We start from the raw sequence: 14312 nt of genomic DNA on the forward strand, positions 1-14312 counted from the left end.
CTGTTTTTCACACCAAAAACGTCACACTCGCCCCGATCCGGCTCATCCGGCGAAGGCGGGGCCGCGCAGGGCGGTGCGGGCCCTGCGGTACCACCGCCAGCCGACGGTCCTGAGCCCGTCCCGGTAGGGGGCGATCCGTGCGCCGCCGCCCGCGAGCCACGCCTCGACATCGGCGACGGTGTGGGAGCGGCGGACGATCAGACGGGCGATGCGGTAGCGCTCGTCGCGGTCCGAGCTGAGCGCGTGCCGCACGGCGGTCGCCGTCTCGTAGCCGGCCCGGGCGGCCATCGTGCGCACCCGCGGGCTGTTGTAGCCGTGCGGATAGGCGAGGTGGGGCACGCGGTGGCCGAGGGCGTCCTCCAGAACGGCCTTGGAGTCCAGCAGTTCGGCCCGCAACCGCCGCGCGTCGAGCGTGTCGAGCTGGGCGTGGGTGACCGTGTGGCTGCCGATCTCCATGCCGGCCTCCTCCAGCCGCTTCGCCTCCTGCAGCGTCATCATCGGGGCGGGCGGCAGCAGACTGCGGCCGCCCGGGGCGATGGCGCCGGTGGTGAGGTAGGCGGTGACGGGCAGCCCGCGCCCGGCGAGGACGTCGGCGGTCGGGCCGGGCAGGTCGGCGAAGCCGTCGTCGAAGGTGAGCAGCACCGGCCGGGGCGGCAGGGGCGCCCGCCCGGCGAGGCCGTCGGCGAGGGCGCTGATGGTGACGGGCGTACGGCCGCTGTCGGCGACCGCGTCCAGATGGGCCGCGAACGCCTTCGGCGTGACGGTGAACTCGGCGATCCACTCCGGCGGATCGTCCATCACGGCGTGGTAGAGGAACACGGGGATGGCGGGTGCGGCGTCCCGGGCCGGAGCGGTCCTGTGTGCCGGGTTCATCGCGTCCCCCTTCCCGCGCCGTTCCGCAACGCCCGTCGCGCCCGCAGATATCCGGCCGGCCCGTGGAGCATCCCCGTGCGCTGCAGCCGCGACAGCCGGCGCGGCCAGGGGTGGGTGCGGGTGTCGTGCGCGCCCGGTGTGCCGCCACCGCCGTCGGTGTCGCGTACGGCGGTCAGGGCGCGGGCGTGGGCGAGACCGCGCGGCAGCCGGGCGAGGAACGCGGGCAGCAGCGCGGGCCGGTTGACCAGGACAGCGGTGAGACAGGCGGTGAGGCCGGCGCCGTAGCCGTACGCCTGTCTCTCCAGGTCGGCCCAGGTCTCCCGGTGGTGGTGCCACACCAGCGCGTACGGGGTGTAGTGCAGCCGGTGCCCCTCGGCGAGCACGCGCACGAAGCCGTACAGGTCGTCGCCGCCCCGCGCGGGTGTTCCGGCGCCGGTGGCCGGGTCGAAACCGCCGACGGCACGCAGCACGTCCGCGCGGAAGGCCATGTTCGCGCCGGAGCCGAAGCGGCCCGCGGTGAAGGGGAACAGCGGCTCGTCGCGGGGCGGGTCCTGAGGGTCGTACGTCGTCGGAGTGAACCCCTTGGCGAAGCCGCCGTGGCTCTCCAGCAGGACCTGGGCGGGGGTGCGCAGCCGGGCGGGCAGGATGAGTCCGGTGACGCAGCCGAGCCGGGAGTCGGCGGCGAAGGGCGCGGTCAGCTCGGTGAGCCAGCGGGGATCGGCGACCACGTCGTCGTCGGTGAACGCGATCACCTCGCCCCGGGACGCCGCGAGCCCTCTGTTGTGGGCGATCGCCAGACCGGGGGCCGGCTCGCAGACGTACCGCACCCGCTCGCCGTACTTCCGCTCCACCAGGTCCCGCGTGTCGCCGGACAGGGGCGCGTTGTCGACGACGACGACCTCGAAGCGCGGATGCTCCTGCGCGAGCAGCGAGTCCAGCGCCCGGGCGAGCTGCCCGGCCCGCTCCCGCGTGGCCACGACGACCGAGACGTACGGCGGACCGCCACCGTCCACGGCCCGACCGGCCCCACCACGAGACGTCCCGGAAGACACCCCCGCGTCCGGCACGGCCTGCTCGCCCGCGTCCGGCACGGCCTGCTCGCCCGCGTCCGGCACGGTCTGCTCGCTTGCGTTCCGCGCGGGCAGCGCGTCTGCGTTCCGTGTCGCCTGCCGGGGCGTTTCTCGGATGGCGTCTGCGCTCAGTTCCCGCCCAGCCCGTGGGGCCGTGCCCCGTGCGGCGCCCGCGCCCGTGTCCCGCGAGGCCGCCGCGTCACGGGCGGCATCCGGGCCCGTGGGCCGTGTCGTTTCCGGGAAGCCCTGCCGTGCCGTCCGGGTCAGTACCGTCCGCGGGTCCGCCCCCTCCGGTACCCGGGTGAGCAGTGTGCCCACCGGTCTGCCTGCCCGTCTGACGAGCAGGAAGACCTCGCCGTGGGTCACCGGTGGGCTTCCGGGGCCGGGTCCGAGCACGGCCTCGTCCCCGCCCGCGGCCACGTCCAGCTCGGCGATCTGTACCGCGCCGATGGACAGGAACCGCCGTATCTCCGCCTGCGTACGCGCTCGTGCTCTGCCGGACATACGTCCTCCCCTCCCCCTCCTCACGAGCGGCGCAGCCGGGCCGCGCCCTTCAAGGTCCGTGTCGCCAGCGACGCGAGGCGCGGGCGGGTGCGGACGAACGCGTGCGCGCGGCGCGCGGGTTCGCGGCTCAGCCAGTGCAGCGCGGCGCCCGCCCCCGGACGGGTCACCGCACCCTCGTAGACGGCGAGTTCACCGGTCTTCAGCGAGTCCTTGTACGCGGCCCGGCCGCGCCCCATGTCGAGCAGCCCGATGCCCTCGGCCGCCGCCGCCTCGGCCATCCGCAGATGCAGCACGAGTCCGGGCGAGTACTTCGCGAACTCCGGGTCGTACGCCGGGAACCAGCAGGCCAGGACGGAGGCCGAACGCAGGCCGAAGTGCGCGGCGACCGGCCGGTCACCGGCGTACAGGACCGACAGTGTGCCGGTGCACTGAGGGGTCCGGGTCTCGGCGAGCCGGCCCACGAGCCGGGCGATCCACTCCTGCGCGAACCGGTCGCGGCGCCCGGTCCTGCGGTACTGCGCCGACTTCCACTCGACGAGCGCCCGCAGCGCGGCCGGGTCGCGTTCGTCGAAGACGAACCGCACGGGTCCGGCCTGGCGGCCCAGCCTGCGCTCCTTGGCCAGCGTGGTCTTGAGGAACTTCGGCGACTGGGTGCGCAGCACCGACTCGTAGGTCTCGTAGCCCTTCTCCACGTCGATGACGAACGTGGCGTGCTCCTCGGCCGCGTGCGGCACGAACAGTTCCTGGCCGGCCTCCAGGTTGTCGAAGGCGAAACTCGACACCGAGCAGGCCCGCAGCAGTTCACCGGTCTCCAGGACGGCACCGGGAGCCAGCACCGCGCCCTGGCAGTCCGACACCCCGAGCCCGATCGCCCGGCCCTGACCCGCCACGCCCCGCTCGTAGGGCAGGAAGCCCGCCGGGTCCGCCCCTTCGTACAGCACGGCCACCCGGGCCCCCGGCCGAACCCGGCCCACGGCGGTGGCGAACTCCGGTTCCATGAAGGGGCTGCGCGGCGCGTCCGCCGCGGCGCGCAGTTCGCGCCAGCGCTCCCGTTCCCCCTCGCCGAGCTCCTCCGGCCTCAGCACGCGCATGCGTCCACTGCTCACCTGACCCCCCGATCAAGTCCCCCCTGGACTCTTGGAAGGTACCGCCCGGGCCCACGGGGGCGGTAGATAGCGGACGATGTTCTTGCCAAACGGTGAAAGAGTCCTCAACCGGTCCGTACCCGGCGATGACGGAAGGGGAACCGCACCTAAAGCGAGCGGAAACGGGCATGGTGAATCGGACGGTCGCGTTGTCCGTATTCTCTGATCATGGCCGCACCCACCGCTTTTTCACTCATCGCCACCGACCTGGACGGGACGCTGCTGCGCGGCGACGACACCCTGTCCGACCGCTCCCTCGCCGCCCTCGCGCGGGTGGAGCGGGCCGGTGCCCGGCACCTCGTGGTGACGGGGCGTCCCGCCCCCAGGGTGCGGCCGCTCCTGGACGATCTCGGCTCCACGGGGCTCGCGGTGTGCGGCCAGGGCGCGCAGGTGTACGACGCCGGCGCGGACCGGCTGCTGTGGTCCGTCACGCTGGACCGGGAACTGGCGGAGACCGCCCTCGGCAAGATCGAGGCCGAGGTGGGGGAGGTGTACGCCGCGGTCGACCAGGACGGGGTCGACGGGCTGACGCTGATCGAGCCGGGCTATCTGATGCCGCACCCGACGCTGCCCGCGGTGCGGGTCGAGCGGCGGCGTGATCTGTGGGAGCGGCCGATCAGCAAGGTGCTGCTGCGCCACCCGCGGCTGTCCGACGACGCGTTGGCGGCGGCGGCGCGCGCGGTGGTCGGTTCGCTGGCGACGGTCACCATGTCGGGACCGGGCACCGTGGAGCTCCAGCCGTGCGGGGTGACCAAGGCGAGCGGACTGGCGCTGGCCGCCGAGCACCTGGGGCTGGGCCCGGACCGGACGATCGCCTTCGGGGACATGCCCAACGACATCCCCATGTTCGACTGGGCGGCGCACGGCGTCGCCATGGCCAACGCGCACCCGGAGCTGAAGGCGGTGGCCGACGAGGTCACCACGTCGAACGAGGACGACGGCGTGGCCGTCGTCCTCGAGCGACTGTTCGGTGGGCCGGCCGTGCTCGGCCGTCAGCGGTCGGCTCAGTACGCGCCGAAGACGTTGTCGATCGAGCCGTAGCGGTCGGCGGCGTAGTTGCAGGCCGCCGTGATGTTCGCGACCGGGTCGAACGGGTCGAAGGCGGTGCCGGGCACGTGGTAGGCCTGGAAGGTCGGGTCGATGACCTGCAGCAGGCCCTTCGACGGGGTGCCCTTGGCGGCGTTGGAGTCCCAGAGGTTGATGGCGGCCGGGTTGCCGGAGGACTCGCGCATGATGTTGCGGTGGATGGCGTCGTAGGAGCCCGGGATGCCCTGCTGCGCCATGATGTCCAGCGACTCGCGGATCCAGCCGTCGAGGTTGTCCGCGTACACCGTCGTGGAAGCGGCGGTCGTGGTGGCCGTCGTGGTGGCCGCGGAGGCGGTGGTGGCGCCGAACAGCGGGAGGGCGACCACGGCGACGCCGGTGCCGGCGACGGCGAGGGAGCGGGCGAGGCGGCGGGTGCCGAAGCGACGGAGCTGACCGGAAACGGACATGTCTGGGTTCCTCTCCTACGCCTGCGAGGTGAGCTGTCGGATTCGGGCGGGAGAGTGCCCGGCCATGCTCCGAAGGCATGGCTTCACCCCTAGCCGTTCCGGCGCGTGGCCGGCCCGGCGGCTTACCTGGGTCCCCCGCTCCTGCCGTGCGTGAGTTCGTCGGTGGGTGTGATGCGGGCGGTGGCAGGATTCGGCGTCCGCCCGGCAGGCCCGGAACGTATGCGAGAGCACATGGGGGGAACAAGTACGGGGATCACACAATCAGCCCTTTGATCTTGGATCGGGCGATTTGGGGCGCTTGATCCTTTGCGGGTGCCAAGGGTCAACTCGGTTCAGGGGGAAGGGGGAACGCCCTTCGGGTGGGCCGGTGGACCCGGCGGGCGGCGCGTGACTCACTTCACTGGTCACGGAGCCCGAGAGCATTTACCGCCAAGAGGAATTCACTTGCTAATAACGGCAAATCGGACGGACGGCCGGGCAGGATGATTGGCAGGGTGTTACGTCCGGGAAAGAGGCCATTGTCCGTTGTTATCAACCGATCAAAAGCGCTCCGCTCCCGATCCGGTACCGCCCTGCCGGTAACCCCGGGTGCTGGCGGTGATCGAAACGTGACCGGATACGCTGACTTGAGTGATGGCAGCGACCTATCGACATTCCGTGTAACCGCCAGTGGACACCAGCAGACAGGAGACCCCTCGTGACCGTCGTCGGGCCGTTCGGGCTGAGCGTGCGGGACCAGGCTCTGGAAGCCGATGTCCAGGCCGGAATGACGGCTGTCGAGGAAGGGCTGATCGAGGCCACCAAGAGTGAGGTCCCCTTCATCACCGGTGCCGCCCAGCATCTGGTGCGGGCCGGCGGCAAGCGGTTCCGTCCGCTGCTGGTGATGCTCGCCGCCCAGTTCGGCGACCCCTACGCGCCCGGCATCGTGCCGTCCGCCGTGGTCGTGGAGCTCACCCACCTGGCCACGCTCTACCACGACGACGTCATGGACGAGGCCGATGTCCGGCGCGGTGTCGACAGTGCGAACGCCCGCTGGGGCAACTCCGTCGCGGTCCTCACCGGTGACTTCCTCTTCGCCCGGGCCTCGCACATCCTGGCCGACCTCGGACCGGAGGCCGTGCGGGTGCAGGCCGAGGCGTTCGAACGGCTGGTCACCGGGCAGATCCTGGAGACCGCGGGACCGCAGGACGGCCGCGACCCCGTCGACCACTATCTGGACGTGCTCGGCGGCAAGACCGGATCGCTGGTCGCCGTCTCCTGCCGCTTCGGCGCGATGATGTCCGGCGCCGACGAGACGGTCGTGGACGTGCTCACCCAGTACGGCGAGCGGCTCGGCGTCGCCTTCCAGCTCGCCGACGACGTCCTGGACATCGCCTCCGACTCCAGCGAGTCCGGCAAGACCCCCGGCACCGACCTGCGCGAGGGCATCGCCACGCTGCCCGTGCTGCGGCTGCGCGAGCGGGCGGCCCGGCTGGGACTGGCCGAGGACATCGCCCTGTGCGAGCTGCTGGACTCCGACCTCACCGACGACGCCCGGCACGCCGAGGCGCTGCGGCTGCTGCGCGCGCACCCCGCGCTCGAGCAGGCCCGCCGGGACACCGTGCGGTACGCCGAGGAGGCGCGCGCCGCGCTGGCCCCGCTGCGGGAGTGCGAGGCGAAGGCGGCACTCGTGCAGCTGTGCGACGCGGTGGTGCACCGCGCCGGCTGAGCCCGGCCGGGCCCGAACTCCCCCGCGCCCCCTACTGGTCGGGGGAGAAAACCACCTCGCGTGTCATACCGGAGCAGTACACGGAGTTGCGTCCGGGGTCTGACGCTTCCGCGTGCGGGATTTGGTCAGATGGACCACGACGGACAACACCACTTCTCACCGGTTCGGGTGAGAATGGCGGCTCAGGGTGAAACTGGTGCGAGGACACGAGACGGAAGCCGCCGCCGACCACGGAGGGCACACATGGCACCGTACGAATCCGAGAACACGACGGCCGCGGAGGAGGTCGACGAGCCGCGCACGGGGCGGCGCAGGGCCGCGCGGTACGTCGTCCCGGTCACGGTGATGGGAGTGGCGGCCGCGACCATCGGGCTCGTCCCCGCGATCGCCAGCTCCGGCGACCCCGACCTGCCGGAGATCACCGCTGCGCAGCTCATCGAGAAGATCGCGAAGTCGGACGTCGAGCAGCTGTCCGGCACCGTGAAGATCACCACGGACCTCGGACTGCCGAACCTCGGCGGCCTGGAGAACAGCATCGCGTCCGGCGCGATGGGGCAGGGCGAGGAGGGCGGCTCCTCGGCCGACCCGTCCGCCAAGCTCACCGAACTGGCGTCCGGCACGCACACGCTGCGGGTCGCCGCCGACGGCCCCGACCGGCAGAAGGTGTCGCTCCTCGAGGACGCCGCCGAGTACAGCCTGATCCGCAACGGCGAGGACCTCTGGGGCTACGACAGCGGGTCCAACGCGGTCTACCACGCCACCGTCGACACGTCCGGCGAGGAGCGGGAGCAGCAGCCCCCGGCCACCCCGAAGGACTTCGCCGAGGAGGCGCTGAAGTCGGTCGACGACACCACGTCCGTGACCGTCGACGGCACCGCCCAGGTGGCCGGCCGGGACGCCTACAAGCTGGTCGTCGAGCCCAAGCAGTCCGGCTCCACGGTCGGCGCGATCAGTATCGCGGTCGACCACAAGACCGGTATGCCGCTGAAGTTCACGCTCACCCCGTCGAGCGGCGGCGCGGCCGTCGTGGACGTCGGCTTCACCAAGGTGAGCTTCGACCGGCCGGCCGCGTCGACCTTCGAGTTCACCCCGCCCAAGGGCGCCGAGGTGACCGAGGACGACGCACTCGACCACGGCCGGGAGCACCCCGGAAAGCCGGAGCGGGCCCCCAAGTCGGAGGAGGACCTGGCCAAGGGCCTCGACGGGCTGAAGATGCTCGGCGAGGGCTGGAACTCCATCGCCACCTTCGACACCGGCAGCGAGGGCGGCCTGCCCACCGGTGAGGCCGGCGGTGACCTCGGCGGCTTCCTCGGCTCGCTCGGCGACCAGGTCAAGGGCGACTTCGGCACCGGCACGGTGTTCAGCACCCGCCTGGTCAACGCCCTGATCACCGAGGACGGCAAGGTCTACGTGGGCACCGTCACCAAGGACGCGCTCGTGAAGGCGGCCGACGCGGGGAAGTAGGCCGCACAACCGTACGACAGGACAGGGAACGAGGGAGCCGATGGCAGAGGCGTCCGCCGGCGAGCCGGACGGGGAGCACGCGGGTGAGGGAGTCATCACCACCCGCGCGCTCACCAAGCGCTACCGCGGCGGACAGCTCGCCGTCGACGGTCTGCGGCTGACCGTCCCGGCGGGCAGCGTCTTCGGCTTCCTCGGCCCCAACGGCTCGGGCAAGACCACCACCATCCGCATGCTGATGGGGCTGATCGAGCCGACCTCCGGCACGGCGCACGTCCTGGGGCGGCCCATGCCGCGCTCCGCGCGCGCCGTCCTGCCCCACGTCGGGGCCCTCATCGAGGGCCCCGCCCTCTACGGCTTCCTCTCCGGCCGGGACAACCTGCTGCGCTACGACGCCGCCGATCCCACCGCCGATCCGCGCACCCGGCGCGCCCGCGTGGCCGCCGCACTGGACCGGGTGGGCCTCACGGCCGCCGCGGGCAAGAAGGCGAAGGCGTACTCCCTCGGCATGAAGCAGCGCCTCGGTCTCGCGGCCGCGCTGCTCCAGCCGCGCCGGCTGCTCGTCCTGGACGAGCCGACCAACGGCCTCGACCCGCAGGGCATGCGGGAGATCCGCACACTGATCCGCGAGCTGGCCTCGGACGGCACGACCGTCTTCCTCTCCTCCCACCTCCTCGACGAGATCGAGCAGGTGTGCACGCACGCCGCCGTGATGGCCCAGGGCCGGCTGATCACCCAGGGCCCGGTCGCCGACCTGGCCGCGGGCGCCCGCGGCCGGCTGGTGGTGACCACTGCGGACCCGGCGGACGCCGCCCGGGTGCTGAAGGAGCAGGGAGTCGCCGATGTCGTCGTGGCGGAGGACCGGGTGACCGGCGAGGCGCCCGAGCGCGACCTCGCCGAGGTGAACGCGGCCCTGGTCACCGCCGGTGTCCGGGTCCGCGGGTTCGGGGTCGAACGGGCCTCGCTGGAGGACGCGTTCGTGGCACTGACCGGGGAGGGGTTCGATGTCGCGGGCTGAAGCGGTGCGGAAGGCGAGCCCGCTGTGGACCCTCGGCCTGTTCCGCAGCGAGCTGCTCACCACGTTCCGGCGCTGGCGCACCCTGGCCCTGCTCGGGGTGCTGGCGGCCGTGCCGGTCCTCGTCGGCATCGCCGTGCGGATCGAGACCGGCGACGGCTCGCCGGCCGGGCACGGGGGCGGCGGAGGCGGCGGCCCGGCGTTCATCTCGCAGATCACCAACAACGGACTGTTCCTGGTCTTCACCGCGCTCGCCGCCACCCTGCCGTTCTTCCTGCCCATGGCGATCGGGGTGGTCGCGGGCGACGCCCTCGCCGGCGAGGCGAACGCCGGGACGCTGCGCTACCTCCTGGTCGCCCCCGCGGGCCGGACCCGTCTGCTGCTCACCAAGTACGCGACGGTCATGGCCTTCTGTCTGGTCGCCACCCTGGTGGTCGCCGTCTCGGCGCTGCTCGTCGGCGCGCTGCTGTTCCCGCTGGGCGACCTCACGACCATCTCGGGCACCCGCATCGGCTTCGGCGAGGGCCTGGCCAGAGCCCTGCTCATCGCCCTGGTCGTCGCCGTGTCACTGATCGGCGTGGCGGCGCTCGGCCTCTTCGTCTCCACGCTGACCAACAGCGGCATCGCGGCGATGGCGACCACGGTCGGGCTGCTGATCACGGTCCAGATCCTCGACCAGATCCCCCAGCTGCACGCCCTGCACCCCTATCTCTTCTCCCACTACTGGCTGTCCTTCGCCGACCTGATGCGCGAGCCGGTCTACTGGGACGACCTGACGAAGAACCTGGGCCTCCAGGCCCTCTACGCGGCCGTGTTCGGCTCGGCGGCGTGGGCGAGGTTCACGTCGAAGGACATCACCGCCTAGGAGCGCGTCAGCCGGCCTCGTAGGGGAAGCGGGCGAGCGGTGCCTCCCGCGCGAAGAACGTCTTGGCCCGGGTCAGCGCCTCGGTGTCCCTCAGTACGTCACCCGGCTTGCTGCCGTTGCCGAGCAGCACCCCGCCGAACCGCATCCCCATGTACGCGGCCGAGTTGTTCAGGGTGCCCACCAGCGGGTCGGCGACCTCCGGCTCCTCGTGTGCGAGCGCGGTGACGCCCCACAGGGTGCGCCCCGCCATGGCCGCCTTGAAGTCCAGTCCCGGGGTGCGCAGCCAGCCCGACCAGTGGTCGAGGTAGCGCTTGGTCTGCGCGGACAGCGAGTACCAGTACAGCGGCGAGGCGATGACCACGTCGGTCGCGGCCAGTGTCGCGTCGAGGAGCAGGGCCACGGCGCCTTCGGTGGGGCGGACGTGGTCGTTGTCGTGGCGCAGGTCCTCGAAGTCGGGGACGGGGTGGGCGGTGAGGTCGATCCACTGCTGCTCCACGTCCGGGGGCAGCTGTTCGGCGGCCCGGCGGGCCAGCAGTTCGGTGTTGCCGTCGGGGCGGGCACTGCCCAGGACGAAGAGAAAACGACGAGTCATGATCATCCCCAGATGCTCGGCGTACGCCAGTAATAAGCATGTGCATCATATGCGCATGCAAGCAATTCGCCAAGGGTGACTTCAGCCGACGGCCCCGCGCCGCTCCGCCTCCCGCGCCACGGCGAGCAGCACCTCCTCCCGTCCGTGCGGCGCCACCAGGTGGAGCCCTGCCGGACAGCCGTCGGCGCCGAATCCGGCCGCAAGGCTTGACGCGGGGTGACCGCTGACGTTGAACGCCCAGGTGAGCGCGGTCGAGTAGACGTCGCCGGGGCCGTCGTGACCGTGCGGTTGCGTGGGTGTCGTGGGGGTGAGCAGCAGGGGGGTGCGGGCGAAGAGGGCCGCCAGGCGGGCGTTGTTCCCGGCGCGGACGCGGTGGGCGTCGGTGAGGTCGGCGCCGGGGGTGCGCAGGGCGAACCAGGCCGGCGCGGGGTCGAGGAGCCGCAGTGGCGGAGACGACCGCACCAGCCGCACGACCCCCGCGTCGACGAGCCGGCCGACCGCCGCCCGGGCCAGGGCGACGGGTTCCGGGTCGGGCACGGCGAAGCCGAGGTCGGGGGACCAGACGGCGGCGACGGGGAAGGTCACGGGGGGCCCGGCCGGAGCGGGCCGGCCCGACATCACCCGCCACCACGCCGTCGCGTCCGAGGCCGTGCGGGCGAGGACCCCCGGCGCCGCGAGACCCGTACGGTCGGGCGAGGGGAGCCGGCCGCCCGTGACCTTCAGCCCGACGACCCCGCACCACGCCGCCGGGATCCGCACCGAGCCCGCGCCGTCACTGCCCGTCGCCAGCGGCACCAGCCCGGCCGCCACGGCGACCGCCGACCCGGCCGAGGAACCGCCCGGCGTGCGGTCCGCCCGCCACGGATTGACGGTACGGCCGTGCGCCCCGAGCCCCCATGTCTGCCAGGGAGTGCCCGGCCCGGGTACCGAGGTGGCGCCCACCGCGACACAACCGGCCGCGAGCAGCGGTCCGGCCGCGACCGCACCGCGCCGCCCCTTGACCGCGACCGGCACCCCGGCCAGCGGCAGCGGCTCCCCGGCGGCGACCCGCGCGTCCACCTCGTCCGCCTGCCGCAGCGCCGCCTCGCCCCACACCTCGAGGAACGCGCACAGTTTCGGATCGGCCTCCGCGATCCCCTCCAGCGCCCCCGCGACCACCTCCACGGCCCGCCGTCGCCGCGCGCGGACGGCGGAGGCGATCTCCTCGACACCGTCCCCGTTCAGCGCGACGCGCCCGTCAGACGGGCCAGCGGCTCCGTCTCGCGGGGCGGCCGGCCGCTCAGGTCGCCCAGCCGCCACTCGGGCACCCAGGGCACGCGGTACACGTCGATCATCGATTCGATCAGCCGGATCCGGTGGGCCAGGGGACGCGGCAGCCGTCCCGGCGCGTCCGCCACCAGGACCACGGCATCCAGGTCGAGCCCTTGGGGTGCCTCTCCGCGCCGGAACACCTCGGCGGCCGGGACGACCGCGTCCAGTCCGGCGGCGTGCGTCCGGGCGACGAGGAGCACCGACCGCGGATCTGCGGGGCCGGGCCAGACGCGTCCGCTGTCGTGTCCGCCGTAGACCGCGGCGAGTGTCGAGACGCCGGCACCGCCGTGCAGACCCACCCAGGAGAAGCGCCGGGCCGTCGCCTGTGCGGGGGCGGGCTCCGGCGGAGCCGCCTCCGCCTCCGGTGCCGTCACCGGCCCTCGGATCCAGATCTCCGGTCCCTGTCGCATGCCTGTCCGCATGCCCCCTCTCCTGCTCGCCACCTCGATCTTCATGCCGCCGGGGGGACGGGGAACCGGCGGGGACGGTCGTTGGGACGAGCCTGTGACAACGCGGTGACGTGAGAAGCGCGGGCGAGCGGACAGACTCGACGGTAGGTGGTACGACCCGAATGAGGGGACGATGTCTCGACTCAGCCGCGAGAAGAAGCGGGAACAGCAGCAGGCCGCGCATGCGGCGAACCTTGCGGCGATGCCGATCGACGTTCATGTCCCCGTCCCCGGCGGGGCCGGTACGGGCGGGGCGTCGGTCGGCGGTGTGACGGTGATCGCGGGGCCCGGTGAGGAGATCCAGCAGGCGGTGCTGAACCGCCTCCACCGCATCGCCATCGCCTCCGGGCACGCGGTCCTGGCCACCGTGCACGACGAACGCATCGGCTACGTCGTCCCCCTCCAGGTCGACCCGGACGGCTCCAGCCATTTCACGAGCCGCCCGGCACCGATCGGTCCGGTCGGAAACCGGACCCCACAACACGGCCCACAGCCGACGCCTGACGCTGGGCCGGTGCGGGGTGTGGAGCCCGTGCCGGGACCGGAGTCCGTGCGGGGAGCGGAGCCTGCGCGGGGTGCCGGTCCCCTTCCGGGCTCGCTGCCCGTGCCGGGACCGGTGCCTGGGGGGCGGTCGGAGTCCGGCCGGGGCTCGGAGCCGACGCCTGGCGCTGTGCCGACGCGGGGTGTGGAGTCCGTCTCCGGGGCGGAGGCCGGGCGGGGGAGTGGGGCCGAGGCCAATCTTCCGACGCACCTTCTGCGTCCTGTGCCGGAGCCGGACGCCCCGGCGGAGCCGGATGCCGTGCGGGATGCCACCCCCACCTACAAGCTGCGGCCGGTCCCCGAACCGCGGGCTCCCCAGGACGCCGTACCGACGTTCGAGTTGCGCGCCGTGCCCGGGCAGGCGGAGGCGACGCCGCCGGGCACGGTCGTGCCCCCGACGGGCGAGTTCGGCCCGCCCCCGCCCATGGACGTGCGGCCTCACCCCACGGAGCAGGAACGGGAGCCGGAGCCGGACCCCGACCCCAAGCCCACCCCGCCCCGCGGGTTCGACGCCGTGGCGGAGGCCGTGCTCGGCGACGAGCCGCCGGCCGGCTCCGGCGAGAACCACCTCGCCGAGCCCATGGCCCGGGTCAACGACGCCGTCCGCTCCGGCCGGATCGACACGGCCGCCCGCCTGGCGGAGGAGACCGTGGCGGAGGCGTCGGCCACCCTCGGGCCGGAGCACCCCGAGGTGCTCCGCCTGCGCGAACTCACCGCGTACATCGCCTACCTGGCCGGTGAGCCGCTGCGCGCCTTCCGCCTCTCCCTCGACCTCGCCCTGATCTGCCGCCGTGCGCAGGACGCCGAGGCCGCCTACGGCAACGTCCGCAGCGCCGCCACCGCATGGCGCGCGGTGCGCGACCCGCTGCTCGGACTGGAGCTCGGGCACGAGCTGATCGCACTGTGGACCGAACTCACCGCCGAGGGCGGCCCCGCCGCCGACGAGATGGAGGAGCTGGAGTCCGCCCGCGCCCGCATGGGCCGCCTGACCGAACGCGCTCGCACGCAGCGCCCCTGAGCGGGCTCTGGAGGTCCCCCGGCCGAAGGCTGGGGGAGTGCCGGGCCCTGGGCCTCGTACGGGAGGTACTCGGGTCAGGGCCCGGTGCGGCGAATGGGGGCACCTGACGCGCCTTCAGGGCAGCGGGGGAGCGTGCATGGCGTCGCACGGCAGACGGGAATATGACGACAGGGCCTAGTGTCCTGAGTCGGGAATTCGCTTCGTAAGTCAGTGCTGGTTCGGCATGATGGCCGGGTGGCGAGGACGGGACGGCCGAAGGCCGAGCTGG

General features: G+C 73.1%; 13 protein-coding genes and 1 riboswitch. Of the genes, 6 read left to right on the plus strand and 7 right to left on the minus strand.

Features of this window, described 5'->3' with window-relative positions; genetic code table 11:
• Window positions 1-42 precede the first annotated feature (42 nt).
• From ACZ44S_RS37055 to ACZ44S_RS37065, 3 genes are read right to left on the minus strand one after another with little or no spacing between them, the layout of a single operon-like run.
• Complete coding sequence (locus ACZ44S_RS37055) at window positions 43-873, minus strand: polysaccharide deacetylase family protein (RefSeq protein WP_466937435.1); 831 nt, start codon at window positions 871-873, stop codon at window positions 43-45.
• Window positions 870-2447: a glycosyltransferase family 2 protein gene (locus tag ACZ44S_RS37060; RefSeq protein ID WP_466937438.1), complete on the minus strand. Its 1578-nt coding sequence runs from the start codon at window positions 2445-2447 to the stop codon at window positions 870-872. Before ACZ44S_RS37060 ends, ACZ44S_RS37055 begins: the two co-directional genes overlap by 4 nt.
• A gap of 20 nt (window positions 2448-2467) precedes the next feature.
• Entirely contained in the window at window positions 2468-3538 is a 1071-nt protein-coding gene (locus ACZ44S_RS37065; RefSeq protein WP_466937441.1) for a GNAT family N-acetyltransferase, read from the minus strand.
• A 222-nt stretch (window positions 3539-3760) separates the two neighbouring features.
• On the opposite strand from ACZ44S_RS37065, the gene ACZ44S_RS37070 reads away from it, so the two are divergent.
• The gene (locus tag ACZ44S_RS37070; protein WP_466937444.1) at window positions 3761-4633 is read left to right on the plus strand and encodes an HAD family hydrolase; all 873 of its coding nucleotides are present in this window, start codon (window positions 3761-3763) and stop codon (window positions 4631-4633) included.
• On the opposite strand, the gene ACZ44S_RS37075 is transcribed toward ACZ44S_RS37070, so the two are convergent.
• Window positions 4597-5085, minus strand: coding sequence for a transglycosylase SLT domain-containing protein (locus ACZ44S_RS37075; protein ID WP_466937446.1), 489 nt, complete (start codon window positions 5083-5085; stop codon window positions 4597-4599). The genes ACZ44S_RS37070 and ACZ44S_RS37075 overlap by 37 nt on opposite strands.
• Window positions 5086-5088: 3 nt before the next feature.
• Window positions 5089-5257, minus strand: a riboswitch (cyclic di-AMP (ydaO/yuaA leader).
• Window positions 5258-5782: 525 nt separating this feature from the next.
• On the opposite strand from ACZ44S_RS37075, the gene ACZ44S_RS37080 reads away from it, so the two are divergent.
• The 4 genes from ACZ44S_RS37080 to ACZ44S_RS37095 all read left to right on the plus strand — a co-directional run bounded on the left by ACZ44S_RS37080 (window position 5783) and on the right by ACZ44S_RS37095 (window position 10134).
• Window positions 5783-6793 carry a polyprenyl synthetase family protein gene (locus ACZ44S_RS37080; protein WP_466937449.1) on the plus strand — a complete coding sequence of 337 codons (1011 nt, stop codon included), beginning with the start codon at window positions 5783-5785 and terminating at the stop codon, window positions 6791-6793.
• Window positions 6794-7036: 243 nt separating this feature from the next.
• Entirely contained in the window at window positions 7037-8257 is a 1221-nt protein-coding gene (locus ACZ44S_RS37085) for a LolA family protein (protein WP_466937452.1), read from the plus strand.
• A gap of 40 nt (window positions 8258-8297) precedes the next feature.
• Window positions 8298-9272 (plus strand): ATP-binding cassette domain-containing protein, encoded by a 975-nt coding sequence (locus tag ACZ44S_RS37090; RefSeq protein ID WP_466937455.1) that lies wholly within the window; start codon window positions 8298-8300, stop codon window positions 9270-9272.
• Window positions 9259-10134, plus strand: coding sequence for an ABC transporter permease (locus ACZ44S_RS37095; protein WP_466937458.1), 876 nt, complete (start codon window positions 9259-9261; stop codon window positions 10132-10134). Before ACZ44S_RS37090 ends, ACZ44S_RS37095 begins: the two co-directional genes overlap by 14 nt.
• Window positions 10135-10141: 7 nt before the next feature.
• On the opposite strand, the gene ACZ44S_RS37100 is transcribed toward ACZ44S_RS37095, so the two are convergent.
• The 3 genes from ACZ44S_RS37100 to ACZ44S_RS37110 form a co-directional block, all read right to left on the minus strand.
• Window positions 10142-10726 carry a flavodoxin family protein gene (locus tag ACZ44S_RS37100; RefSeq protein ID WP_466937462.1) on the minus strand — a complete coding sequence of 195 codons (585 nt, stop codon included), beginning with the start codon at window positions 10724-10726 and terminating at the stop codon, window positions 10142-10144.
• An 81-nt stretch (window positions 10727-10807) separates the two neighbouring features.
• The gene (locus tag ACZ44S_RS37105) at window positions 10808-11890 is read right to left on the minus strand and encodes an amidase family protein (protein WP_466937465.1); all 1083 of its coding nucleotides are present in this window, start codon (window positions 11888-11890) and stop codon (window positions 10808-10810) included.
• 56 nt (window positions 11891-11946) lie between these two features.
• A complete protein-coding gene (locus tag ACZ44S_RS37110) occupies window positions 11947-12447 on the minus strand; it encodes a DUF6668 family protein (RefSeq protein ID WP_466937468.1) in 501 nt (166 codons plus the stop codon).
• A 172-nt stretch (window positions 12448-12619) separates the two neighbouring features.
• Between ACZ44S_RS37110 and ACZ44S_RS37115 the strand changes: the two genes are divergently transcribed.
• Window positions 12620-14044 (plus strand): tetratricopeptide repeat protein, encoded by a 1425-nt coding sequence (locus tag ACZ44S_RS37115; protein ID WP_466937471.1) that lies wholly within the window; start codon window positions 12620-12622, stop codon window positions 14042-14044.
• Window positions 14045-14312 lie beyond the last annotated feature (268 nt).

The sequence above is a fragment of the Streptomyces malachitofuscus genome, from assembly GCF_055571035.1.

Bases quoted from the DNA above. Each gene is read 5' to 3' on its own strand.
- ACZ44S_RS37095 (WP_466937458.1), top strand. From the start codon at position 9,259: ATGTCGCGGGCTGAAGCGGTGCGGAAGGCGAGCCCGCTGTGGACCCTC.
- ACZ44S_RS37090 (WP_466937455.1), top strand. From the start codon at position 8,298: ATGGCAGAGGCGTCCGCCGGCGAGCCGGACGGGGAGCACGCGGGTGAG.
- ACZ44S_RS37115 (WP_466937471.1), top strand. From the start codon at position 12,620: ATGTCTCGACTCAGCCGCGAGAAGAAGCGGGAACAGCAGCAGGCCGCG.
- ACZ44S_RS37075 (WP_466937446.1), bottom strand. From the start codon at position 5,085: ATGTCCGTTTCCGGTCAGCTCCGTCGCTTCGGCACCCGCCGCCTCGCC.
- ACZ44S_RS37060 (WP_466937438.1), bottom strand. From the start codon at position 2,447: ATGTCCGGCAGAGCACGAGCGCGTACGCAGGCGGAGATACGGCGGTTC.
- ACZ44S_RS37065 (WP_466937441.1), bottom strand. From the start codon at position 3,538: ATGCGCGTGCTGAGGCCGGAGGAGCTCGGCGAGGGGGAACGGGAGCGC.
- ACZ44S_RS37055 (WP_466937435.1), bottom strand. From the start codon at position 873: ATGAACCCGGCACACAGGACCGCTCCGGCCCGGGACGCCGCACCCGCC.
- ACZ44S_RS37070 (WP_466937444.1), top strand. From the start codon at position 3,761: ATGGCCGCACCCACCGCTTTTTCACTCATCGCCACCGACCTGGACGGG.
- ACZ44S_RS37085 (WP_466937452.1), top strand. From the start codon at position 7,037: ATGGCACCGTACGAATCCGAGAACACGACGGCCGCGGAGGAGGTCGAC.
- ACZ44S_RS37100 (WP_466937462.1), bottom strand. From the start codon at position 10,726: ATGACTCGTCGTTTTCTCTTCGTCCTGGGCAGTGCCCGCCCCGACGGC.
- ACZ44S_RS37110 (WP_466937468.1), bottom strand. From the start codon at position 12,447: ATGCGACAGGGACCGGAGATCTGGATCCGAGGGCCGGTGACGGCACCG.